Source organism: Metapseudomonas phytobenefica, from assembly GCF_043392685.1.
Lineage (GTDB): Bacteria > Pseudomonadota > Gammaproteobacteria > Pseudomonadales > Pseudomonadaceae > Metapseudomonas.
Genome location: NZ_JBHZGM010000004.1, coordinates 108,911 through 129,109, shown reverse-complemented (window position 1 = coordinate 129,109; position 20,199 = coordinate 108,911). Strand labels below are relative to the sequence as shown.

The 20,199-nt window shown below is 66.6% G+C and carries 21 protein-coding genes; 9 read left to right on the top strand and 12 right to left on the bottom strand.

What is annotated here, in order from left to right:
- Positions 1–52 precede the first annotated feature (52 nt).
- Positions 53–1,450 carry a NorM family multidrug efflux MATE transporter gene (locus tag ACFW0B_RS05305; protein WP_449146902.1) on the bottom strand — a complete coding sequence of 466 codons (1,398 nt, stop codon included), beginning with the start codon at positions 1,448–1,450 and terminating at the stop codon, positions 53–55.
- A 136-nt stretch (positions 1,451–1,586) separates the two neighbouring features.
- On the opposite strand from ACFW0B_RS05305, the gene ACFW0B_RS05300 reads away from it, so the two are divergent.
- Entirely contained in the window at positions 1,587–2,504 is a 918-nt protein-coding gene (locus ACFW0B_RS05300) for a LysR substrate-binding domain-containing protein (RefSeq protein ID WP_449146901.1), read from the top strand.
- On the opposite strand, the gene ACFW0B_RS05295 is transcribed toward ACFW0B_RS05300, so the two are convergent.
- The 4 genes from ACFW0B_RS05295 to ACFW0B_RS05280 all read right to left on the bottom strand — a co-directional run bounded on the left by ACFW0B_RS05295 (position 2,501) and on the right by ACFW0B_RS05280 (position 7,280).
- Positions 2,501–3,301 (bottom strand): prolipoprotein diacylglyceryl transferase family protein, encoded by an 801-nt coding sequence (locus ACFW0B_RS05295; RefSeq protein ID WP_449146900.1) that lies wholly within the window; start codon positions 3,299–3,301, stop codon positions 2,501–2,503. The genes ACFW0B_RS05300 and ACFW0B_RS05295 overlap by 4 nt on opposite strands.
- A gap of 94 nt (positions 3,302–3,395) precedes the next feature.
- Positions 3,396–5,369, bottom strand: a complete 1,974-nt coding sequence (locus ACFW0B_RS05290) for a BCCT family transporter (RefSeq protein WP_449146899.1) — start codon at positions 5,367–5,369, stop codon at positions 3,396–3,398.
- 112 nt (positions 5,370–5,481) lie between these two features.
- Positions 5,482–6,978: a YifB family Mg chelatase-like AAA ATPase gene (locus ACFW0B_RS05285; protein ID WP_449146898.1), complete on the bottom strand. Its 1,497-nt coding sequence runs from the start codon at positions 6,976–6,978 to the stop codon at positions 5,482–5,484.
- Positions 6,979–7,016: 38 nt separating this feature from the next.
- Complete coding sequence (locus tag ACFW0B_RS05280) at positions 7,017–7,280, bottom strand: accessory factor UbiK family protein (protein WP_151138346.1); 264 nt, start codon at positions 7,278–7,280, stop codon at positions 7,017–7,019.
- A 414-nt stretch (positions 7,281–7,694) separates the two neighbouring features.
- Here ACFW0B_RS05280 and glnK point away from each other — a divergent pair, with 414 nt between their 5' ends.
- From glnK to sutA, 4 genes are all read left to right on the top strand, one after another.
- The gene (gene glnK / locus ACFW0B_RS05275; protein WP_003457590.1) at positions 7,695–8,033 is read left to right on the top strand and encodes a P-II family nitrogen regulator; all 339 of its coding nucleotides are present in this window, start codon (positions 7,695–7,697) and stop codon (positions 8,031–8,033) included.
- 38 nt (positions 8,034–8,071) lie between these two features.
- Positions 8,072–9,391, top strand: a complete 1,320-nt coding sequence (locus ACFW0B_RS05270) for an ammonium transporter (RefSeq protein WP_449146897.1) — start codon at positions 8,072–8,074, stop codon at positions 9,389–9,391.
- Positions 9,392–9,529: 138 nt separating this feature from the next.
- Positions 9,530–9,955, top strand: a complete 426-nt coding sequence (locus tag ACFW0B_RS05265) for a secondary thiamine-phosphate synthase enzyme YjbQ (protein ID WP_449146896.1) — start codon at positions 9,530–9,532, stop codon at positions 9,953–9,955.
- 76 nt (positions 9,956–10,031) lie between these two features.
- Entirely contained in the window at positions 10,032–10,346 is a 315-nt protein-coding gene (sutA, locus tag ACFW0B_RS05260; protein ID WP_449146895.1) for a transcriptional regulator SutA, read from the top strand.
- Between the two features lie 110 nt (positions 10,347–10,456).
- On the opposite strand, the gene ACFW0B_RS05255 is transcribed toward sutA, so the two are convergent.
- The 6 genes from ACFW0B_RS05255 to lptM are packed head-to-tail and all read right to left on the bottom strand — an operon-like array spanning position 10,457 to position 15,022.
- The gene (locus tag ACFW0B_RS05255) at positions 10,457–11,161 is read right to left on the bottom strand and encodes an HAD family hydrolase (RefSeq protein WP_449146894.1); all 705 of its coding nucleotides are present in this window, start codon (positions 11,159–11,161) and stop codon (positions 10,457–10,459) included.
- Entirely contained in the window at positions 11,158–12,054 is an 897-nt protein-coding gene (gene xerC, locus ACFW0B_RS05250; protein ID WP_449146893.1) for a tyrosine recombinase XerC, read from the bottom strand. The genes ACFW0B_RS05255 and xerC overlap by 4 nt, the downstream gene beginning before the upstream one ends.
- Positions 12,055–12,080: 26 nt before the next feature.
- On the bottom strand, positions 12,081–12,782 hold the full coding sequence (locus tag ACFW0B_RS05245) for a DUF484 family protein (protein ID WP_449146892.1): 702 nt from the start codon (positions 12,780–12,782) through the stop codon (positions 12,081–12,083).
- Positions 12,779–13,609, bottom strand: a complete 831-nt coding sequence (dapF, locus tag ACFW0B_RS05240) for a diaminopimelate epimerase (RefSeq protein ID WP_449146891.1) — start codon at positions 13,607–13,609, stop codon at positions 12,779–12,781. The genes ACFW0B_RS05245 and dapF overlap by 4 nt, the downstream gene beginning before the upstream one ends.
- Before the next feature lie 10 nt (positions 13,610–13,619).
- On the bottom strand, positions 13,620–14,867 hold the full coding sequence (gene lysA / locus ACFW0B_RS05235; RefSeq protein ID WP_449146890.1) for a diaminopimelate decarboxylase: 1,248 nt from the start codon (positions 14,865–14,867) through the stop codon (positions 13,620–13,622).
- 14 nt (positions 14,868–14,881) lie between these two features.
- Positions 14,882–15,022 (bottom strand): LPS translocon maturation chaperone LptM, encoded by a 141-nt coding sequence (gene lptM / locus ACFW0B_RS05230; RefSeq protein ID WP_280289636.1) that lies wholly within the window; start codon positions 15,020–15,022, stop codon positions 14,882–14,884.
- A gap of 139 nt (positions 15,023–15,161) precedes the next feature.
- Between lptM and ACFW0B_RS05225 the strand changes: the two genes are divergently transcribed.
- The 4 genes from ACFW0B_RS05225 (at position 15,162) to rnk (ending at position 17,285) form a co-directional block, all read left to right on the top strand.
- Positions 15,162–16,208, top strand: a complete 1,047-nt coding sequence (locus tag ACFW0B_RS05225) for an AraC family transcriptional regulator (RefSeq protein ID WP_449146889.1) — start codon at positions 15,162–15,164, stop codon at positions 16,206–16,208.
- 11 nt (positions 16,209–16,219) lie between these two features.
- Positions 16,220–16,552 (top strand): iron donor protein CyaY, encoded by a 333-nt coding sequence (gene cyaY, locus ACFW0B_RS05220; protein WP_151138319.1) that lies wholly within the window; start codon positions 16,220–16,222, stop codon positions 16,550–16,552.
- Positions 16,533–16,736 (top strand): DUF1289 domain-containing protein, encoded by a 204-nt coding sequence (locus ACFW0B_RS05215; protein ID WP_449146888.1) that lies wholly within the window; start codon positions 16,533–16,535, stop codon positions 16,734–16,736. The genes cyaY and ACFW0B_RS05215 overlap by 20 nt, the downstream gene beginning before the upstream one ends.
- A gap of 141 nt (positions 16,737–16,877) precedes the next feature.
- Positions 16,878–17,285 carry a nucleoside diphosphate kinase regulator gene (gene rnk / locus ACFW0B_RS05210; protein WP_449146887.1) on the top strand — a complete coding sequence of 136 codons (408 nt, stop codon included), beginning with the start codon at positions 16,878–16,880 and terminating at the stop codon, positions 17,283–17,285.
- 76 nt (positions 17,286–17,361) lie between these two features.
- Here the strand turns inward: rnk and ACFW0B_RS05205 are convergent, their stop codons facing one another.
- Positions 17,362–20,199, bottom strand: coding sequence for a class I adenylate cyclase (locus ACFW0B_RS05205; RefSeq protein WP_449146886.1), 2,838 nt, complete (start codon positions 20,197–20,199; stop codon positions 17,362–17,364).

The following is a 20,199-nucleotide window of genomic DNA, read 5'->3' as shown; positions in this document are numbered from 1 at the left end:
CCGCGCACACGGGGGGACGCTTGACCTTCGAGTCGGTGCGCATGGCGCACCCTTACGGATGAACCTCGATGGCCCGGCCTGCTGCTGATTTCACATTGGGCCGCAGCAGCCGCGCGGTCTTCCACTCGAAGCCCAGGGTCAGCCCCAATGCGGCGCACGCCAGTCCGAGCGCCAGGCCCCACCAGACCCCGCTGGCGCCCCAGCCCAGGGGGAAGGCCAGCAGCCAGGCCGCCGGCGCACCCACCAGCCAGTAGCAGCCGAGTCCGACCAGGAAGGTGGTCTTGGCGTCCTTCAGGCCACGGATCGCACCCATGGCGATGGTCTGGGTGCCGTCGAAGAGCTCGAACCACGCCGCTACCGCCAGCAGGCTCACGGCCAGTTGCACGATGTCGTGGAACTCCGCGGCGTGGCGGTCGAGGAACAGCCCCACCACCCATTCCGGCGCCGCCCAGAACAGCACCGCGAAGGCGAGCATGCAGCTGGCGCCGAAGCCGATGCCCAGTCGCCCGGCGCGGCGCGCGTCCTCCAGTCGGGCGGCGCCGTAGTGCTGGCCGATGCGGAAGGTCACCGCGTAGGAGATGCCGACCGGCACCATGAAGGCTACGTACACCGACTGGATGGCGATCTGGTGCGCGGCCAGCTGGGTGTTGCCGAGGGCGCCCATGCACAGGGCGGCGAAGGCGAACAGGCCGGATTCCACCGCATAGGTGCCGCCAATCGGCAGTCCCAGCCGCAGCAGTTCGGCCAGCGCCTCGCGGGACGGCTGCAGCAGCCCCTTGAGCAGGGGGTAGGCGGCGTAGGCCGGGTTGCGCACGATGTGCCAGGCCAGCAGCAGCGCCATGCCGTTCATCACCGTTGCGGTGACCAGGCCGATACCCGCCAGGCCCAGGCGCGGCAGGCCGAACATGCCGTGGATCAGCGCGTAGTTCAGCAGGAAGTTGGCCAGGGCGCCGCCGATGCTGATGGCCATCACCGGGCCTGGGCGGCCGATGGCGCTAGTGAAGCCGCGCAGGGCCATGAAGCCGAGATAGCCGGGCAGGGCGAAGATCAGGGTGGAGAGGAAGCGCATGGCGCCTTCCACGCTCTCCGGCGCCTGGCCGAAGGCGAGCAGGACGGGCTTCAGGTGCCACAGCAGCAGGCCAGCGCCGAGCGCCATGCCGAGGGCGAGCCAGAGCCCGCTCTGGGTCAGGCGGGTGGCGCCGGCCTTGTCGTCGGCGCCATGGAGGATGGCGACCAGGTTGCCCACGGCAGCGATCACGCCGACGCAGAAGATCGACACGAAGGAATAGCTGGCCGCGCCGAGGCCGCCACCGGCCAGGGCTTCGGGGCCGATCAGGCCCATCATCACGGTGTCGGTGAAGACCATCACCACGTGGGCCAGTTGGGCCGCGATCAGCGGTCCGGCCAGGCGCAGGATGGCCACCAGTTCATTGCGTATGCTCTGAGGCATGAGTAAGGCTCACTGTTTCGGAGAGCCGGGCAATCCCTTGCCGGCATTGGATTCAGCAATTCTCCGAGCCTTGCCGGATCGGCACAAAAGGAAAAAAATGATGCCATCCATAACTATTACTCATAGCTCGAGGCATATGTCGCGCCGCCTGCCCCCGCTCTACGCCCTGCGTGCCTTCGAAGCCGCCGCCCGCCATGCGTCCTTCACCCGTGCCGCCGAGGAGCTGGCCATCACCCAGAGCGCGGTGAGCCGGCACATCCGCACCCTGGAGGAGCATTTTTCCTGTCGCCTGTTCGAGCGCCAGGGGCGCAACCTGCAGCTCACGGAGCCGGCCCGCATGCTGCTGCCCGGCCTGCGCGAGGGTTTCGATGCCCTGGAGCGCGCCTGCACCACGCTGCGGGTCGACGATGCCACGGTGCGCCTGAAGGCACCCTCCACCCTGACCATGCGCTGGTTGTTGTCGCGCCTCAGCCGTTTCCGTCATCTCAACACCGACATCGAGGTGCAGCTGACCAGCGCCTGGATGGACGTGGACAAGGTGGACTTCCAGCACGAGCCCTTCGATTGCGCGGTGCTGCTCAGCGACGGCCATTTCAGCCAGGACTGGGAGGTGACCCTGCTGTTCAGCGAATGGCTGATTCCGGTCTGTGAGCCATCCCAGGCCCGCGAGCCCTGGAGCCTTGCACGCCTGCAGGCCACCGAACTGCTGCACCCGACGCCGGACCGCCGCGATTGGCGCCGCTGGCTGCAGCGCATGGGCCTCGATGAGGAGGTTTCGCTCAAGGGTGGACAGGTGTTCGACACCCTGGAGCTGGGCATAGTCGCCGCCGCGCGGGGCTACGGCGTGTCCATCGGCGATCTGGTGATGGTGACCGAGGACGTCGCCCAGGGCCGCATCGGCCTGCCCTGGCCAACGGCGGTGGCCAGCGGCGACAGCTATTACCTGGTCTGGCCCCGCGCCCGCAGCGGCCAGGATCGCCTGTGCCGGCTGCGTGACTTTCTCAAGGACGAAGTGGCGGCAATGGCACTGCCGCCAGTGGAATTGCTGGGCTAGGGCAACTGGCGCAGCCCATGTTCGAGGCTGGCGCTGGAAAGCTCGCCCATATGGCTGTGGTTCAGCCTGCCTTTGGCGTCGTAGAAGAGGGTGGTGGGTAGACCGAACGACCCTGTGGCCTGGCCCAGGCGATTGCCGCTGTCGAGCAGGATTTCCCGGGGAGCCAGGCCCTGCTCGGCGAGATAGCGGATCACCGCTTCGGCGTGCTCGCCCTGGTTCACCAGCAGGAAACGTACATCGGGATTGGCTTTCTGCGCCGCTTCCAGCACCGGCATTTCGCGACGGCAAGGCGGGCACCAGGTGGCCCAGAGGTTGACTACCAGCGGGCGGCCATCCAGAGCGCGCAGGTCCACCGGATTGCCCTGCAAGTCCACCAGGCTCAGCTCCGGCAGCTGGCGGCTGCGCTCCAGGGCCGAGACCAGCGCCAGGCTGCTTCCCCAGAGGCTGCCGCCGACCAGCACGGCGATCGCCAGTGACCGGCGCAGCGCAGGCTTTCGCCAGGCGAGCCAGACACCGATCAGTGCGGCGCTGACAAGGCCCGGCCAGAAGAGGAAACCGCCGTCGCGGATATCCACAAGGCTCAGGGGCCTGGCTGCGTACTGCTCGAAGTACTGCCCGACGAACGCCAGCCGCGCCACCACCAGTCCGCCGATCAGCATGGCGAACAGCACACCCTCGGGGTTGGTCTTGCGCCGACGCCCGGCCAGCCAGCCTGCGAACAGCGCCGCGAAGAAGCCGAGGTAGAGCAGCCCGTGCTGCATGGGAATGGCAAGGGGGCCGAGGTTGAAGCTGGTCATGCCGGACTCCGTGGGACGAGGCGGCGAGTATCGCAGCCCGGCGCCAATGGGGCAGCGCCAGGCTGTGGATAAATGTTTCGGGGGAGGAGCTGCCTCAGCGCACGACGTGGAGGAAGTGCAGGTGCTTCTCGTATTGGTCGAGCAGGTCGCCGATCACCTCGTCGCGGCTCCAGCCCATCACGTCGTAGTCCTGCCCGCCTTCGCGCAGGTAGACCTCGGCGCGGAAGTACTTGCGCGAGTCCTGGCTCTCCTCGCCATCGCGGCTGACGAAGGCCGGCAGCGGCAAGGCCCGTGGACGCACCTCATAGATGAAATCCACCTCGGCGCCGTGGCCGACGTTAAGTCGGCAACGGCCGTCCTCGCCGTTCTGCACCTCGACCCTGTAGCCCTGCTTGCGCAGTTCCTCGGAGATTTCCTGGCAGGCCGGGCGCACCACCTCATCGATGAAGCGGGTGACATGGCTGCGGCGCGGGAACATCAGGATATTGCGCAGGCGCCGCTGCCAGCCGCCGTGCTGGCGCTGGGCCGGCCGTGAGAGGTTGAGCGCCTGGTAGCGGATGCCGCGCTTGGTGGCGTCCAGGCGCAGGGCCTTGAGCAGGCCCCAGGTGGCCGCGAGCAGGACGATGGCAAAGGGCAGGGCGCTGGCGATGGTCGCGGTCTGCAGCGCCTTGAGGCCATCGGCCAGCAGCAGCGCCATGGCCACCACGCCCATCAGGATCGACCAGAACAGGCGCTGCCAGAGCGGCGTCACCTCGCGGCCGCCGGACGCCAGCATGTCCACCACCAGGGCGCCGGAGTCGGCGGAGGTGACGAAGAACACTACCACCATCAGCACCGCCACCAGCGACAGCAGGGCGGAGAAGGGGAACTGTTCGAGGAAGGCGAAGAGCGCCAGCGCGCTGTCCTGCGCCACGGTGTCCGCCAGGCTGCGGACACCTTCCTGCAGCACCATGTGGATGGCGGTGTCGCCGAATACCGTCATCCACAACAGGGTAAAGCCGGCCGGGACGAACAGGACTCCGCAGACGAACTGGCGGATGGTGCGGCCGCGGGAAATGCGCGCGATGAACAGGCCGACGAAGGGCGACCAGGACAGCCACCAGCCCCAGTAGAGCAGGGTCCAGCCGCCGATCCAGTCGCTGGACTCGTAGGCGTAGAGGTTGAAAGTCTTGCTGACGATTTCCGAGAGGTAGCCGCCGGTGTTCTGGATGAAGGTCTTGAGCAGGAACACGGTGGGCCCCAGGACCAGCACCACGGCGAGCAGGATCACCGCCAGCAGCAGGTTGAATTCGGAGAGGAAGCGGATCCCCCGGTCCAGCCCGCTGGCCACCGACAGGGTCGCCAGGGCACAGGTGCCGGCGATCAGCGCCAGTTGCACGGGCACGCTCACCGGCAGGCCGAACAGGTGGTTGAGGCCGCTGTTGATCTGCAGCACACCGTAGCCGAGGGAGGTGGCCACACCGAACACGGTGCCGAGGATGGCGAAGATATCCACAGCGTGGCCGATGAGGCCGTGGATGCGCTCGCCGATCAGCGGGTAGAGCGCCGAGCGCAGGGTCAGGGGCAGGTCGTGGCGGAAGCAGAAGAACGCCAGGATCAGCGCGACGATGGCGTAGATCGCCCAGGCATGCAGGCCCCAGTGGAAGAAGGTCAGCTTCATGGCCTCCTTGGCGGCCGCTACCGTGTTGGCATCGCCCACCGGCGGGTTGGCGTAGTGCATCAGCGGCTCGGCAACGCCGAAGAACATCAGGCCGATGCCCATGCCGGCGGAAAAGAGCATGGCGAACCAGGTGCTGTTGCGGTAGTCCGGCCGGCTGTGGTCGGGACCGAGCTTGATGTCGCCGAAGCGGCTGACCGCGAGGAAGACCACGGTGATGAGGATCAGCGCCACCGTGAGGACGTAGAACCAGCTGGCGTTGACGATGATCCAGTCCTGGATGTGACCGAACAGTGATTGTGCCTGGTCACGGGCGAGGGTGCTGTAGAGCACCAGGGCGATGATGAGGATGGCGGAGCCGAAAAAGACCGGCGGATTGAGGGTGGATTGCGAAGACGAACGTGCCTCCATTGAGCTAGCTCTCCTTGTAATCGGATGGCCGCCAAGGGCGGAAGGCGTGGCATTCTAACAGGATGAATAGAGAACGTCTTTCAGGTTGCATGTTTTGATAGTTTTTAATGGGTCAAGACATGGGCTCCGGCCGGTACTGCAGCGCCTCTCCCAGGTGATGGCGGGCGATGTTTTCAACCTGCTCCAGATCGGCCAGGGTCCGAGCCACCTTGAGGATGCGGTGGGCTGCGCGCAGCGACAGGTTGAGGCGCTCGCAGGCGTCTTCCAGCCAGCTGCGGTCGTCGGCGGCGAGGAGGCAGTGCTGGCGCAGCCCCTTCAGGTCGAGGAAGGCGTTGGCGCAGCCCTGGCGCCGGAGCTGCAGGCGCCGCGCCCGGACGACCTCGGCGGCGGCCTCCGCGCTGCCAGGACCGGTGCTGGTGGGAGGTTGCAGTGCGGTGGCTTCGCGGGCGACGGTCAGGTGCAGGTCGATGCGGTCAAGCAAGGGGCCGGACAGCTTGCTGCGATAGCGCTGGATCTGCTCCGGGGTACAGCGGCAGCGGCCACCGGGATCACCAAGATATCCACAGGGGCAGGGGTTCATCGCCGCCACCAGCTGGAAGCGCGCGGGGAAACGCACCTTGTCATGGGCGCGGGCAATGACGATCTCACCGCTCTCCAGTGGCTCGCGCAGGACCTCCAGCACCTTGCGGTCGAATTCGGGGAGTTCGTCGAGGAACAGCACGCCTTGGTGCGCCAGCGTGATCTCGCCGGGTTTGGGGCGGCTACCTCCGCCCACCAGGGCCGCGCCGGAGGCACTGTGGTGGGGCTGGCGGAAAGGTCGCTGGGGCCAGCTTTGCAAGGGCGCGTGGCTGGCGACTGAATGGATCGCTGCCACTTCCAGGGCTTCCTGCTCTTCCAGTGGCGGCAACAGCCCGGGCAGGCGGCTGGCGAGCAGCGTCTTGCCGGTGCCTGGTGGTCCGCAGAACAAGAGGTTATGGCAGCCGGCGGCAGCCACCAGCAGGGCGCGTTTGGCGGCCACCTGGCCCTGGACATCGGCGAGGTCGGGGTAGGGCGGGCGATCTTCCACCAGGCCCTGGGCCTGGTAGGGGGCAAGCGGCGTATGGCCGGCGAAGTGCGCGGTCAGCTCCAGCAGGTGCCCGGCTGCCAGGACCTTGAGGCCGCTGGCGAGGCTGGCTTCCTCGGCGTTCTCCCGGGGCACCACCAGGGTGCGGCCGGCGGCGCGGGCGGCCAGTGCGGCGGGCAATACGCCCTGCACGGGGCGCAGGGAGCCGGAGAGCGCCAGTTCGCCCAGGCACTCCACCTCTTCCAGGGCGTTGGCCGGCAGCTGGCCGCTGGCGGCGAGCACGCCAAGGGCGATGGCGAGATCGAAGCGGCCACCGTCTTTCGGCAGGTCGGCCGGGGCGAGGTTGAGGGTGATGCGGCGGGGAGGGAAGTCGAAGCCGCTGTTCTGGATCGCGCTGCGCACGCGGTCCTTGCTTTCCTTCACCGCGGTTTCCGGAAGGCCTACCAGGGCGAGGGACGGCAGGCCGTTGGCGAGGTGGGCTTCGACGGTCACGGCAGGGGCTTCGACGCCGACCTGCGCGCGACTGTGGACGATGGCCAGGGACATTGATCACTCCTTGATCGGTAAGCCGGGCCGGAGTGGTGTCACTCCGCCGGTGGCGGGTTCAACTTGGCTTCCAGTTCCGCGACCTTGGCTTCCAGCGCTTCCAGGCGCGCGCGGGTACGGCCGAGCACCACCATCTGGCTGTCGAACTCGTCGCGGCTGACCAGGTCGAGTTTGCCGAAGGCACTCTGCAGCAGGACCTTGAACTGGGCTTCGACCTCGGCGCGGGGCAGCGGGCTGTCGCTGCTGAACAGGCGCGAGGCGGTGGAGGCGAGGGTATCGAGCAGGGCTTTGGGCGGCAGCATGGCGGGCATCCGAAAGTGAATGGGCGGGAGTCTACCACGCTGCTCCCAGGCGCCGGTCCGGCGATGGCCGGTGCACGCTTTTTGAGCAACGCCCTGGGGCGCCATGCACTGCTTTGGTGCGATGCAAGTGGTCTGTTGAGCCGATCTGACTGGCATCCAGCCAGTATCTTCTTGAAAAAAGGCACTTTCCCTGGAGCTGGCAAGAATTCTGCTTAGAGCAGATCGACGCATGCACCGATGCAGTACCGGTGCACCAGGCGAGGCGGGGGAGTGTTTCGCCAGAAGCGGTTGGTTGGTGTCGGAGTCCCGAGCCAGGGCGGGCCGACGCGTTACAAAAGCCAGACACTGCGCTTAGACTTGACCCGGGTTCGTGTTTTTCCTGGGGCAAGTCAACCAAACACGGGAGAGAGTTTCATGAAGCTAGTCACCGCCATCATCAAGCCTTTCAAGCTCGACGACGTGCGCGAGTCGTTGTCTGAGATCGGCGTGCAGGGCATCACTGTCACCGAGGTCAAGGGCTTCGGACGGCAAAAGGGCCACACCGAGCTGTACCGCGGTGCGGAATATGTTGTCGATTTTCTGCCGAAAGTGAAGATCGACGTGGCCATCGCTGACGACCAGCTGGACCGCGTGATCGAGGCCATCACCAAGGCTGCCAACACCGGCAAGATCGGTGACGGCAAGATTTTCGTCGTCAATCTGGAACAGGCCATTCGTATCCGTACCGGCGAAACCGGCACCGACGCGATCTAACCAAGCCTCCGAACCCCAACGCCCCAGGAGAAAACAACATGACTCTGCGTAAAACCGCAGGGCTAGGAGCCCTTTTGTCCCTCGTTACCCCTGGCCTGGCCATGGCCGCCGACGAGGTAGTGTTGAACAGTGGCGACACGGCGTGGATGCTTACCGCCACCGCACTGGTCCTGTTCATGACCATCCCCGGCCTGGCGCTGTTCTATAGCGGCATGGTGCGGTCCAAGAACGTTCTGTCGGTGATGATGCAATGCTTCGCCATCACCGGTCTGATCAGCATCCTCTGGGTGGTCTACGGCTACAGCCTGGCCTTCGATACCACCGGCATGGAGCAGGGCGTACTCAACTTCAGCTCCTTCGTCGGCGGCTTCTCCAAGGCGTTCCTCAGCGGCGTCGGCATCGACAGCCTGGTCGCGGCCTTCCCCGAGAGCATATTCGTCACCTTCCAGATGACGTTCGCCATCATCACCCCCGCCCTGATCGTGGGTGCCTTTGCCGAGCGCATGAAGTTCTCCGCCATGCTGGTGTTCATGGCCGTCTGGTTCACCCTGGTCTATGCGCCGATCGCCCACATGGTGTGGAGCGGTGACGGCGCCCTGATGTGGGACTGGGGCGTGCTGGACTTCGCCGGCGGCACCGTGGTGCACATCAACGCCGGTGTGGCTGGCCTGGTCGCCTGCCTGGTGCTGGGCAAGCGCAAGGGTTATCCGACCACCCCGATGGCCCCGCACAACCTGGGCTACACCCTGGTGGGCGCCGCCATGCTGTGGATCGGCTGGTTCGGCTTCAACGCCGGTTCCGCCGTGGCCGCCAACGGTACTGCCGGCATGGCCATGCTGGTCACCCAGATCGCCACCGCTGCCGCTGCCCTGAGCTGGATGTTCGCCGAGTGGCTGACCCACGGTAAGCCGAGCGCCCTGGGTATCGCGTCCGGCGTGGTTGCCGGCCTGGTCGCCATCACCCCGGCTGCCGGCACCGTCGGCCCGATGGGCGCCCTGATCATCGGCCTGGCTGCCGGCGTGATCTGCTACTTCAGCGCCACCAGCCTGAAGCGCAAGCTGGGCTACGACGACTCCCTGGACGCCTTCGGTGTACACGGCATCGGCGGTATCGTCGGCGCCCTGCTGACCGGCGTATTCGCAGCGCCTGCCCTGGGTGGTTTCGGCGCCGTGGAAGACATCGGTGCCCAGCTGCTCATCCAGTTCGAAGGCGTGGCCTTCACCGTGGTCTACACCGGCATCGTGACCTTCGTGATCCTGAAGGTGCTGGACGTGGTCATGGGCCTGCGCGTCAACGAAGAGGAAGAGACCGTCGGCCTCGACCTGGCTCAGCACAACGAGCGCGGCTACAACCTCTGATCCTGATGATTTCCCCGCCCGGCAGCTGCCGGCGGGGAAGTTGGCAGCACTGCCGAAAAGGGCGCCGAAAGGCGCCCTTTGCTTTTTTATCGGCCGCGCTAGAATGCCGCCCGTACGAGCCGAGACAGGTATTTGCGGATGTGGCAGCAGACCCTGATCACCTTGCGCCCGAGGCCGCGAGGCTTCCATCTGGTCACCGAGGAAATCCTCGTGGCGTTGCCGGAACTGCGGCGCTATCGCGTCGGTCTGTTGCACCTCTGGCTGCAGCACACGTCGGCGTCACTGACGGTGAACGAGAATGCCGATCCCGCGGTACGCCGGGACTTCGAGCGATTCTTCAATCGACTGGTGCCCCAGGGTGAAAGCGGCTATGAACATGACTATGAAGGGCCGGACGATCTGCCCGCGCACTTCAAGGGCAGCCTGCTCGGCTGCCAGCTGAGTCTTCCCGTGCGGGACGGACAACTGGCGATGGGCACCTGGCAGGGTGTCTATCTGGGTGAGCACCGCGATCAGGGCGGTGCGCGCCGGGTGTTGGCGACCTTGCAGGGCGAGGCGTCCTGAAATTTTTCCGGCAGCGTTAGAAAGCTGGCGCGGCTGGGCTATAACTAACCTGCTTTGGCAAGGCATGAGGTAGAACATGAGCGACGAAGAACTGGAACAAGACGAGCTGGACGCGGCCGACGAGGACGACGGCGAGGAGCTGGCTGCAGCCGATGACGGCGACAGCGACGACGACGGCGAGGCCCCTGCCCCCTCCGGGAAGAAGGCCAAGGCTGCGGTCGAAGTCGAAGAATTGCCCAGCATCGAAGCCAAGCAGAAAGAGCGTGATGCCCTGGCCAAGGCCATGGAAGAATTCCTGGCCCGTGGTGGCAAGGTGCAGGAGGTCGAACCCAACGTGGTTGCCGACCCGCCGAAGAAGCCGGACAGCAAGTACGGCAGCCGCCCCATCTGAGGCCGGCCCCCGTCGAAAAGCCCGCCTTGGCGGGCTTTTTCATGGGCGCGGGAAAAGCGACGTGAAGAGCGGGGCGAAGCCGGTCTTGCAGGGTGAGTGGCGCCTGCCCCTCAGTGCCACCTGGCCCAGCGCGCCAGTACCTCGGGCAGTTCCCGCAGGCTGGTGATTTCGGCATCGGGCAGCTGTTCGCCGCTCCATTCCTTGCCTTGCGGATTGAACCAGATGGCGCGCAGGCCGGCGCGGCGAGCGCCTTCGATGTCATCGGCCGGATGGTCGCCGATGTGCACGGCTTCTCCGGCGCTGACGCCACCGCGCTTCAGCGCTTCAAGGAAAGGCACCGGGTCGGGTTTGCCGATGCCCAGCTCTTCGGCGCAGAGAGCGAACTTGAAGTAGTCGGCCAGGCCCAGACGGCGCACGTCGGCGTTGCCATTGGTGATCACGCCCAGGCTGTAGCGCATGGCGAGGCGTTCCAGGGTGGGCACGGTGTCGGGGAAGAAGGTGATGCGATGGCGTGCATGAAGCATGGCCTGGAAGGCGCCTTCGGCCAGGTCGACGGCGTCTTCGGCGGCGTAGCCAACGCCCTCGAGGGCTCGGCGCAAGGTGCGCCGGCGCAGCTCGCTGAGGCGGTGCTTGAGGGCCGGCTCGGCAGCGAGGACCTCGCCGCGAATGGCCCAGAGGTGTTCCACCGGCAGGGCGCCCAGCGCCGGCGTGTGCTCCATCAGCCAGTCGCGCATGGCGGTTTCGGCGCCTTCGATCACCGGCCGGTTGTCCCAGAGGGTGTCGTCCAGGTCGAAAGTGATCAGCTGGATACTCATTCGTCCGCTCCCTTTCGCTTCGCCCTTGGATGGGCCTGGTCATAGACCGCGGCCAGGTGCTGGAAGTCCAGGTGGGTGTAGATCTGGGTTGTGGAAATGTCGGCGTGGCCGAGCAATTCCTGTACGGCTCGCAGGTCCTGGGATGACTCCAGCATATGGCTGGCGAAGGAATGCCGCAGCATGTGCGGATGCAAATGCTGGCCCAGCTCACGAACTCCGGCCTCGCGCACGCGCAACTGAACGGCGCGAGGCGTCAGGCGGCGGCCCTGTCGGCTGATGAAGACCGCGCGGTCGCCCGGATTGGCCGCCGCACGCAGGGGCAGCCAGGCTTCCATGGCCTCGCGGGCCTTGCTGCCCACCGGCAGCTCGCGGATCTTGTTGCCCTTGCCGCGCACCCGCACCAGGCCGGCGGAGAGGTCCAGGCCGTCCAGGTCCAGCCCCACCAGTTCGGAAAGGCGTAGGCCGGAGGAATAGAAGAGCTCCAGCATGGCCTGGTCGCGGCGGGCGATGAAATCGTCTTCCACGCCACCGTCCAGCAACTGCTGCGCGCGGTCTGCGTCGAGGGCGCGCGGCAGGCGGCGGGCACCCTTGGGCGCGGCCAGACCATTGGCCGGGTCGTGACGGCAGCGGCCTTCGCGGATCAGGTACTGGTAGAGGCCGCGCACAGCCGACAGCAGGCGCGCGAGGCTGCGGCTGGACAGGCCGTCCTGGTGCAACCGGGCGACGATGCTGCGCAGGCTGCGGACGTCCAGGTCATTCCAGTCGGCGATGCCGGACCTCTCGCAGAGCGCGCGCACCTTGAGCAGATCGCGGTGGTAGCCGTCCAGGGTATGGGCCGACACCTGGCGCTCGCTGCGCAGATGACTCAGGTAGGCGTCCAGGTCGGCATTCATGGGGCTTCCTTGGAATGCGCCGCGGCTTATCTCACCGAACGCAGGGGTGTAGCGAAGCGCGGCAGTACCCGGGCCAGCACTTCGGCGATGTAGCCGAGGAACAGGGTGCCGAGGGAGCTCTTGTAGTGCTGCGGGTCCGGGCTACCGATGGCAAGCACGCCGTGCAGGCCCTGGTGGCTCAGGCCGACCACGGCCGCCGAGCCGACCTGCTCGCGCTCTTGCGCGCCGAACAGGAACTCCAGCTCATGGCTGCGCAGCACGCCGCAGATGGTCTTGCCGCCGACCAGCAGGCCACCGATGCTCTGGTGCGCTTCGGCGCTGGTGACGCTTCGGCCCACCGGCAGGGTGTTTTCGCTGAACAGGATGAGGCTGACGAAAGGCACCTGGAACTCATGGCGTAGGCTGTCTTCCACTGCACTTACGACTTCTTCCAGGCTGGCAGCATCGAGCAGGTCGAGCACCAGGCGACGGGTCTTGTCGAACAGGCGGTCGTTTTCCCGCGCCACATCCATCAACTGCGAAAGGCGATGGCGCATCTCGATGTTGCGCTCGCGGAGCAGCTTCACCTGGCGTTCCACCAGGGACACGGCTTCACCGGGTTGATGGGGGATGCGCAGCTCGGGAATCAGTTCTTCATGCTGGACGAAGAACTCCGGATGGAGGCGCAGGTAAGCGGCCACCGTCTCGGAGTCGAGGTGCTGCGGCGCTTCCTGGTGCTGGTCGGTCATAGGCGAACCTGTCCTTCGAATACGCGGACGGCGGGTCCGGTCATCATAACGGGCTGACCCGGGCCGGCCCACTCGATGGAGAGGCGGCCGCCGGGCAGATCGAGTTGTACCGGGGAGTCCATCCAGCCCTGGCGTATCGCGGCAACCGCTGCGGCGCAGGCGCCGGTGCCGCACGCTTGGGTTTCCCCGGCGCCACGTTCCCAGACGCGCAGTTTCGCCTGCTTGCGGTTGACGATCTGCAGGAAGCCCACGTTGACCCGCTGCGGGAAGCGCGGATGGTGCTCCAGCTTCGGCCCCAGGCTGTGCACCGGGGCAGTGGCGACGTCATCGACGCGCAGCACGGCATGGGGGTTGCCCATGGAAACCGCTGCCAGTTCGACGGTCTGGCCGTCCACTTCTACCGGGTAGCTCAGGGCTTCGGCGTCGGCGATGAAGGGAATCTGTTGCGGGACCAGGCGCGGCGGGCCCATGTCCACGGTCACCTGCCCGTCCGGACGGACATCCAGTTCGATGATGCCGCTCTTGGTTTCCACGCGGATGCGCTTTTTCACCGTCAGGCGCTTGTCGATGACGAAGCGGGCGAAGCAGCGCGCGCCGTTGCCGCACTGCTCCACTTCCGAACCATCGGAGTTGAAGATGCGGTAGCGGAAGTCGACGTCCGGGTTGGTCGGCGCTTCGACGATCAGCAGCTGGTCGAAACCGATGCCCGTGTGGCGGTCGCCCCACTGCTTGGCGTGCTTGGGCTGGATATGGGCGTGCTGGCTGACCAGGTCGAGGACCATGAAGTCGTTGCCGAGGCCGTGCATCTTGGTGAAGCGCAATAGCATGGATGCGCCCTCACTGCAGCAGCAGGCTTTCGCCGGCGTAAAGGTCTTCGATCGTTTCGCGGCGGCGCACCTCGAAGGCTTGCTCGCCATCCACCAGCACCTCGGCGGCGCGGCCGCGGGTGTTGTAGTTGGAGCTCATCACGAAACCGTAGGCGCCAGCGGAGCGAATCGCCAGCAGATCACCCTCGGCGAGCACCAGATTGCGCTCGCGGGCGAGGAAGTCGCCTGTCTCGCAGATCGGGCCAACCAGGTCGTAGGTGCGCTCGGCGCCGCCGTGCGGTTGCACCGGCACCACGTCCATCCAGGCCTCGTAGAGCGCCGGTCGGATCAGGTCATTCATGGCCGCGTCGATCACGGCGAAATCCTTTTGTTCTGTGTGCTTGAGGTATTCCACCTGGGTCAGCAGCACGCCGGCATTGGCGACGATGGAGCGGCCGGGCTCGAACAGCAGCTCCAGGTCGCGGCCAGCGATGCGCTGGCGCACCGCCTGGATGTATTCGCCGGGCAGTGGTGGCTGTTCGTCGCGGTAGCGCACGCCTAGGCCGCCGCCCAGATCCAGGTGGCGAATGGCGATGCCGCGCTCGTTCAGCCGGTCGATCAGGGCCAGCAGGCGGTCGAGGGCATCGAGGAAGGGCTCCAGGCTGGTGAGCTGGGAGCCGATGTGGCAGTCGACGCCGATCACTTCGAGGTTCGGCAGGCTGGCGGCCCTGGCATAGACGGCTTCGGCCTCGTCGATGGCGATGCCGAACTTGTTTTCCTTCAGGCCGGTGGCGATGTACGGATGGGTGCCGGCATCCACGTCCGGGTTGACCCGCAGGGACACGGGCGCCTTCATCTCCATGGCCGCCGCCACGTTCTGCAGGCGTTCCAGCTCATTGTCCGATTCGACGTTGAAGCAGTGCACGCCGGCTTCAAGGGCGCGGCGCATGTCGTCGCGGCTCTTGCCGACGCCGGAGAAGACGATGCGCGAGGCGTCGCCGCCAGCGGCCAGCACGCGCTCCAGCTCACCGCTGGAAACGATGTCGAAACCTGCACCCAGGCGGGCCAGCAGGTTCAGCACGCCAAGGTTGGAATTGGCCTTGACCGCGTAGCAGACCATGCCCGGATTACCGGCCAGGGCGTCGGCGTAAGCCTTGTAGCCGGCTTCGATGGCGGCGCGGGAATAGACATAGGTGGGCGTGCCGAAGCGAGCGGCGATATCGGACAGCGCTACGCCTTCCGCGAACAGCTCCCCGTCGCGGTACGTGAAAGCGTCCATGACTGCTCCCCCGATCAGCGGATGTACACGTCTTTCTGGTGTTCTTTCGCCGCTTTTTCGTCGTCGGGCAGGTAGAGCGGGCCTTTCTGGCCGCAGCCGGCCAGCAGGCAGGCGGCGGCGAGCAGCGCGACGAAGGGGGCGTGGAGTCGCTTCATGACGGAATCCTTGCAGAAAACGTGAATTGTTCCGGAGTATACCGACCCCCCGACGCCTTGCCTATTCAGCGAAATTCCCGTCCGGCGTGGCCTGCGGGCCTGTGCGGAGCTAGCATTGGCGGCCTGCGAAGGAGCTCTCATGGACAACGCCGCAACCCTCGCCGGCTCGGTCTCGGTCGCCTATCTGCAAGGCCTGGTGACGCGCATCGAACAGTTCGGCGTGGCCCCTGCCGAGCTGCTCGGCCATGTCCAGCTGACCCCCGCGATTCTGGCCCAGCGTGACCAGCGCATCGCCGCCAGTGCCTGTCTCGATCTGCTCGGCCACGCCGCGCGGCTGACCGGCGATCCCCACCTCGGCCTGCACCTGGGCGAGGCGGTGCGTCCGGGCCACTACGGCGTGCTGGGCTTCCTGCTGATGAGCTGCGCCACCCTGGCCGATGCCCTGCATCGGCAGGCGCGCTATGCGGCGCTGGTGGGCAACCTGGGCCGGGTCGAGCTTGCCGACGAGCCGCCCCGCGAAGGCCTGGAACCCCAGGTGGCGCACAGCTGGGAGTCCATCCTGCCGCAGCAGCGTGCACTGCTGGCGGAAGAAACCCTTTCCGCCTGGGTGACCTTCGGCCGCTGGATCACCGGGCTGGACATCTCGCCGACCGAGGTGCGCTTCCAGCATCCGGCGCCGGCGGATACCACGGAATACCAGCGGGTATTCCGTTGCCCGGTGCTCTTCGGTCAGGCGGACAACGCGCTGGTCTTCCCCAGGCGCCTGCTCGCCACGCCCCTCGGCCAGGCCGATGCCGATGTCCGCCGGCTGTTCGACGACTACGCCGAGCGCCTGCTCGGCGAGCTGCGCCAGGGCCACAGCGTGCTGGACCGCGCCCGCGAACTGCTGGCTGCACAGCTGTCCGCCGAAGGGCCGGACCTGGAGCACCTGGCCGAGGCCCTGGCGCTGAGCCCGCGTACCTTGCAGCGCCGCCTGCGCGAGGCCGGGTTATCCTTCAGCCGGTTGGTGGACGAGACGCGCCAGCAACTGGTGCTGCACTATTTGCGCGATCCCGCCCTTGAGTTGGCCGATATCGCCTTCCTGGTCGGATTCAGCGAGCCCGGCTCCCTGAGCCGTGCGTTTCGCCGCTGGACCGGACAGAGCCTGGGTGACTACCGTCGCCCTTCACCCCCATTGATGCCCTGAGGTAGACCCTGATGAGTTTGAGCGAAGCCCAGTTCCACGACCTGGTGGACGAAGTCCAGGAGCGCGTGGAAGACGTGTTCGACGACAGCGACCTGGACCTGGACCTGGAAAACAGCGGCGGCGTCCTGACCGTGCGCTTCGAGAACGGCAGCCAGCTGATCTTCAGCCGCCAGGAGCCGCTGCGCCAGCTCTGGGTGGCGGCGCGTTCGGGGGGCTTCCACTTCGACTATGACCAGGCCAGCGGTCGCTGGATCTGCGACAGCAGCGAAGAGCCCCTGGGCGAGCTGCTCAACCGTGTGACCCGCGAGCAGGCGGGCGAAGACATTGAGTTCGACGAACTCTGACAGCGCGCCCGCGGAACGCTGCCCGTCGCCGTGCATCCGGCGTTGTTGTCTGGACGATACCGACGTCTGCGTCGGATGTGGCCGCACCCTTGCGGAAATCTGCGAGTGGGGCGGGGCCAGCGACCAGCGGCGCCGCGAAATCTGCGCCTCTGCCCAGCAAAGACGGCGCCCCGCGCCGGACTGACCGGGCGGTCTTGCCAATTGCTGGTGGCCTGACGTACTGTCGGGCTTCCGGGCAATTTGTCCGGCCAGACAAAATCTGAAACCCCGCCTTCGGGCGGGGTTTCGCTTTTTTCGTAACCTGCAAAGGAGTCGCGCGTTCGCCATGAACACCCACCCGTCCATCACCATTACCCGTCTCGACCTGCAACGTCTGGAGCGCCTGCTCGACAGCCTGGAGGAGTTCGGCCCCGCCGCCGAGGCGCTGGAACGCGAGCTGGCTCGCGCCCAGGTGGTTGGCCACGAGGAGGTTCCGCCGGGCGTCGTCACCATGAATTCCCGCGTGCATTGCCGCGAAGAAAGCAGCGGCAAGGACTATCACCTGACCCTGGTCTACCCGGAAGACGCCGGTGGCGAAGGCAAGGTATCCATCCTCGCTCCGGTGGGCAGCGCGTTGCTCGGCCTGACCGTCGGCCAGCATATCGACTGGCCGGTGCCCGGCGGCAAGACCCTCAAGCTGACGCTGCTGGCCATCGAGTACCAGCCCGAGGCAGCCGGCGAATACGGGCGCTGATTTGTACACCCCGTGCTGTGGGAGCGAATTCATTCGCGATTGAAATCGCCCCCACAGGTAGCCGCATCCCGCCGATTCAACCGTCGCGCAAGGCGCGGTTCAGCCTTTCTTCCAGTTCAACCTTGTAACGCAGGTAGTGCACCGTCTGCGCCTGGCCCCGGCCTGTCACCCGCGACAGGTCGAGGTCGGTGATGTAGCAGGGGTAGGGTTCCGGCACGCGGCGCTGGGCGAGGATGTGTCGGGCCACGGCGGCGAACAGGCCGGCGCCGTATTCCAGCTCGGAGAACTCGCGGTGGTTGCAGTAGAGCGTCACATGCACCTGTCCCGGCTCGGCCGGCTCGACAATGGCCTGCACGTCATAGAAGGGATGGCTGACCGCGGCTGACGGCGCGGCGCGGGGCTCCAGCTGGTGGCCCTGGCGCACCACCTCGTAATAGAAGATTTCCGGCAGCGGCGCGGCTGCGGAGTTGTCCAGCGGCAGCAGGGCATTGCGCCGGTAGAGCAGCGACTGCAGGAAGCGGTGCAGCGGGGTCAGCAGGCTCTGTTCATCGTGGAACGGCAGGCGCCGGCGCCACAGGGCGTTGTTTTCGTCCAGCAGGCTGATTTCGGCGATCTCGCCGAGCTGGCGATAGAACACCTGGATGCAGTTCGGCCGGCCCAGGGGGAGGATGACCGCCAGGTCCTGGTCCTCCAGTGCATGCCGGTCCAGTTGTAGCGGGCTGTAGCCCGGCAGGTCGCGGCCGAGGTGTTCCACCAGGGCCGGCAGGTCGGCGAGGCTCGCGTGGCTGACCTGGCCCGGTTGCAGTTGCAGCACGTGGAAGCGCTGCTGTACCTGCAGCAGGAAGCGCGGTACGCCGGCAGCGCCGAGCAGGCCCTGGGTGTCATCGAACAGCTCCTGCACCCGCTGGCCGATGGCCTGGGCACGGTTGCGGCAGAAGCAGCGCACCCGCAGGCCGGGCCGTTCGCCGCTGGCGGGCAGGCTGTTGAGGTGGTCGCGCAGGCAGGCGAGCAGGGCGTCGGGGCCCTCATAGCGGCTCACCAGCATCTCGTTCCAGCTGTTCAGGACGACCTGGTCGATGGTCACCACCAGGTTCTCGCGCACCCCGGAATAGCCCAGGGCGTCGGTGCGCTCGGTGAGCATGTGCAGGTTCTTCTGACTGTGCTGCTTCAGCGGGTCGACCCCGACGTTCACCAGCAGCAGCACCGCCGATGGCACCGCTGCGCGCAACAGGGCGCTTTCACCCACCTGTCCCAGCGGCTGGGGGAAGCTCTGTTGCAGGCTGGCCAGCAGGTTGGACAGTTCGTTTTCGGTCAGGTCGCTGGTGCCCGGATGCAGGGACAGGCGGGTGCCGGCATCGATCACGCCATTGCGATGGCACCAGGCGAGCAAGGGGATCAGTTCGCGGCTGCGCTTGAGCGGCGCGAAGTCCTGCCACTCCAGGGCATTCAGGCTGCCGGAGAATAGCGCCCACTGGGTCTCGCCGCCGGCCTCCGGGCTGGGGCACTGCACCAGGGTCAGGGTGTCTTCGGCGATGTCCGGGGCGATTCCCGGGTTGATGAACTCCACCTTGCCTGCCTTGCGCTCGAAGGCTGCGTAGAGGCGCCGTCCGAGCACGCCCAGGTCGCGGCTGCTGAGGGGGCTGATGACCCGTTCGCTGCGGGCGAACTGGGACAGGAAGCGGTAGCTGTAGGTGAGTTCATTGACCAGCGCGCGACGCTCGGCCAGCACCTGGCGCACCTTCCACTGGCTGCGGCTGTCGAGCATCGCCAGTTGCCGATGCGGCCAGTGCCACTCGGCGGTCAGGCGTTCCAGCAACAGGCGTTGCCAGCTCTTGCTGCGGTTGCGCGGCGGCCGGCTGAGCTTCTTGTTGACCTTGAGGTAAAGGCAGCGGCGAATCAGTTCCAGCCGCTGGGTTTCGTTGCGTTCACGCAGGTACTCCTCCAGGCGGCGGTAAACCACCATGTAAGGGTCCAGCTCATCCAGATCCAGGCGGTTGGCGTAGACCGCTTCCTTGAAGCGCAGCGACAGGCAGGCCACTTGCGGGTGCTCGCTGGCGTACACCTCGGTGAGCAGCAGCTTGAGCACCGACTTGTAGGGCGACTCGATGCCCTTGAACAGCTGCCACATGCTGGCGCCGATGAATTCGCCGGGCGGGATGTGCGCCAGGTGGCCAAGGTCGAGGACTTCCTCGGCACGGATGAAACGCTTGGACAGCAGCGTACTGGCGTACTCGGCGTAGCGGGCTTCCTCGTACACCGGCACCAGCCACCAGAGCGGGGTGCGCCCGGCGAGCCAGATGGCGGTGCGATAGAACTCGTCCAGCAGCAGGTAGTGCTGGGTGGTACCGCAGTCGTCGGAGGTCAGCCGCGTTTCGCGGTCGCCCTGGGTGAAGCGCGCCGGGTCGATCAGGAAGAAGTGCGCCTCGGCCCCCTGGCTGGCCGCCCACTCTTCCAGGGCCGTGCATTTGCGCTGCAACTCGGTGAGGGCGGCGGCGTCCAGCTCCGGCGCGTGGCAGACCCAGATATCCATGTCGCTCTGTTCGGCCTGGGCGATGGTGCCCAGGCTGCCCATCAGGAACAGGCCGTGGATGGGCATCGGCTGCGGACCGCGCCGCGCCTTGTAGGCGAAGGAACGGGTCAGTCGCTGGACTTCGGCCAGCAGCTGGTCATCGGGCTCGAAGGCGGAGAGTCCGGCCGGCGCGGTGCCGGATACGTAGCCGGGAAGCAGCGGATGATTGACGTGGAACAGCAACGGCAACAGCTTCAGGACCAGCTGCTGGCGGCTGGACAGAGCCTGCATGGCTCGCTCCAGGCGGCCTTCATTGATCCTTAAGAAGCGGGCGCGCAGTTGTGCGAGGACCTTGCGGTCGATGCCGTCGTCGATGTCCGGGCGGATTTCCTGGGTGTGCGTCAT

Bases quoted from the DNA above. Each gene is read 5' to 3' on its own strand.
- ACFW0B_RS05305 (WP_449146902.1), bottom strand. From the start codon at position 1,450: ATGCCTCAGAGCATACGCAATGAACTGGTGGCCATCCTGCGCCTGGCC.
- ACFW0B_RS05300 (WP_449146901.1), top strand. From the start codon at position 1,587: ATGTCGCGCCGCCTGCCCCCGCTCTACGCCCTGCGTGCCTTCGAAGCC.
- ACFW0B_RS05295 (WP_449146900.1), bottom strand. From the start codon at position 3,301: ATGACCAGCTTCAACCTCGGCCCCCTTGCCATTCCCATGCAGCACGGG.
- ACFW0B_RS05290 (WP_449146899.1), bottom strand. From the start codon at position 5,369: ATGGAGGCACGTTCGTCTTCGCAATCCACCCTCAATCCGCCGGTCTTT.
- ACFW0B_RS05285 (WP_449146898.1), bottom strand. From the start codon at position 6,978: ATGTCCCTGGCCATCGTCCACAGTCGCGCGCAGGTCGGCGTCGAAGCC.
- ACFW0B_RS05280 (WP_151138346.1), bottom strand. From the start codon at position 7,280: ATGCTGCCGCCCAAAGCCCTGCTCGATACCCTCGCCTCCACCGCCTCG.
- glnK (WP_003457590.1), top strand. From the start codon at position 7,695: ATGAAGCTAGTCACCGCCATCATCAAGCCTTTCAAGCTCGACGACGTG.
- ACFW0B_RS05270 (WP_449146897.1), top strand. From the start codon at position 8,072: ATGACTCTGCGTAAAACCGCAGGGCTAGGAGCCCTTTTGTCCCTCGTT.
- ACFW0B_RS05265 (WP_449146896.1), top strand. From the start codon at position 9,530: ATGTGGCAGCAGACCCTGATCACCTTGCGCCCGAGGCCGCGAGGCTTC.
- sutA (WP_449146895.1), top strand. From the start codon at position 10,032: ATGAGCGACGAAGAACTGGAACAAGACGAGCTGGACGCGGCCGACGAG.
- ACFW0B_RS05255 (WP_449146894.1), bottom strand. From the start codon at position 11,161: ATGAGTATCCAGCTGATCACTTTCGACCTGGACGACACCCTCTGGGAC.
- xerC (WP_449146893.1), bottom strand. From the start codon at position 12,054: ATGAATGCCGACCTGGACGCCTACCTGAGTCATCTGCGCAGCGAGCGC.
- ACFW0B_RS05245 (WP_449146892.1), bottom strand. From the start codon at position 12,782: ATGACCGACCAGCACCAGGAAGCGCCGCAGCACCTCGACTCCGAGACG.
- dapF (WP_449146891.1), bottom strand. From the start codon at position 13,609: ATGCTATTGCGCTTCACCAAGATGCACGGCCTCGGCAACGACTTCATG.
- lysA (WP_449146890.1), bottom strand. From the start codon at position 14,867: ATGGACGCTTTCACGTACCGCGACGGGGAGCTGTTCGCGGAAGGCGTA.
- lptM (WP_280289636.1), bottom strand. From the start codon at position 15,022: ATGAAGCGACTCCACGCCCCCTTCGTCGCGCTGCTCGCCGCCGCCTGC.
- ACFW0B_RS05225 (WP_449146889.1), top strand. From the start codon at position 15,162: ATGGACAACGCCGCAACCCTCGCCGGCTCGGTCTCGGTCGCCTATCTG.
- cyaY (WP_151138319.1), top strand. From the start codon at position 16,220: ATGAGTTTGAGCGAAGCCCAGTTCCACGACCTGGTGGACGAAGTCCAG.
- rnk (WP_449146887.1), top strand. From the start codon at position 16,878: ATGAACACCCACCCGTCCATCACCATTACCCGTCTCGACCTGCAACGT.
- ACFW0B_RS05205 (WP_449146886.1), bottom strand. From the start codon at position 20,199: ATGACGCACACCCAGGAAATCCGCCCGGACATCGACGACGGCATCGAC.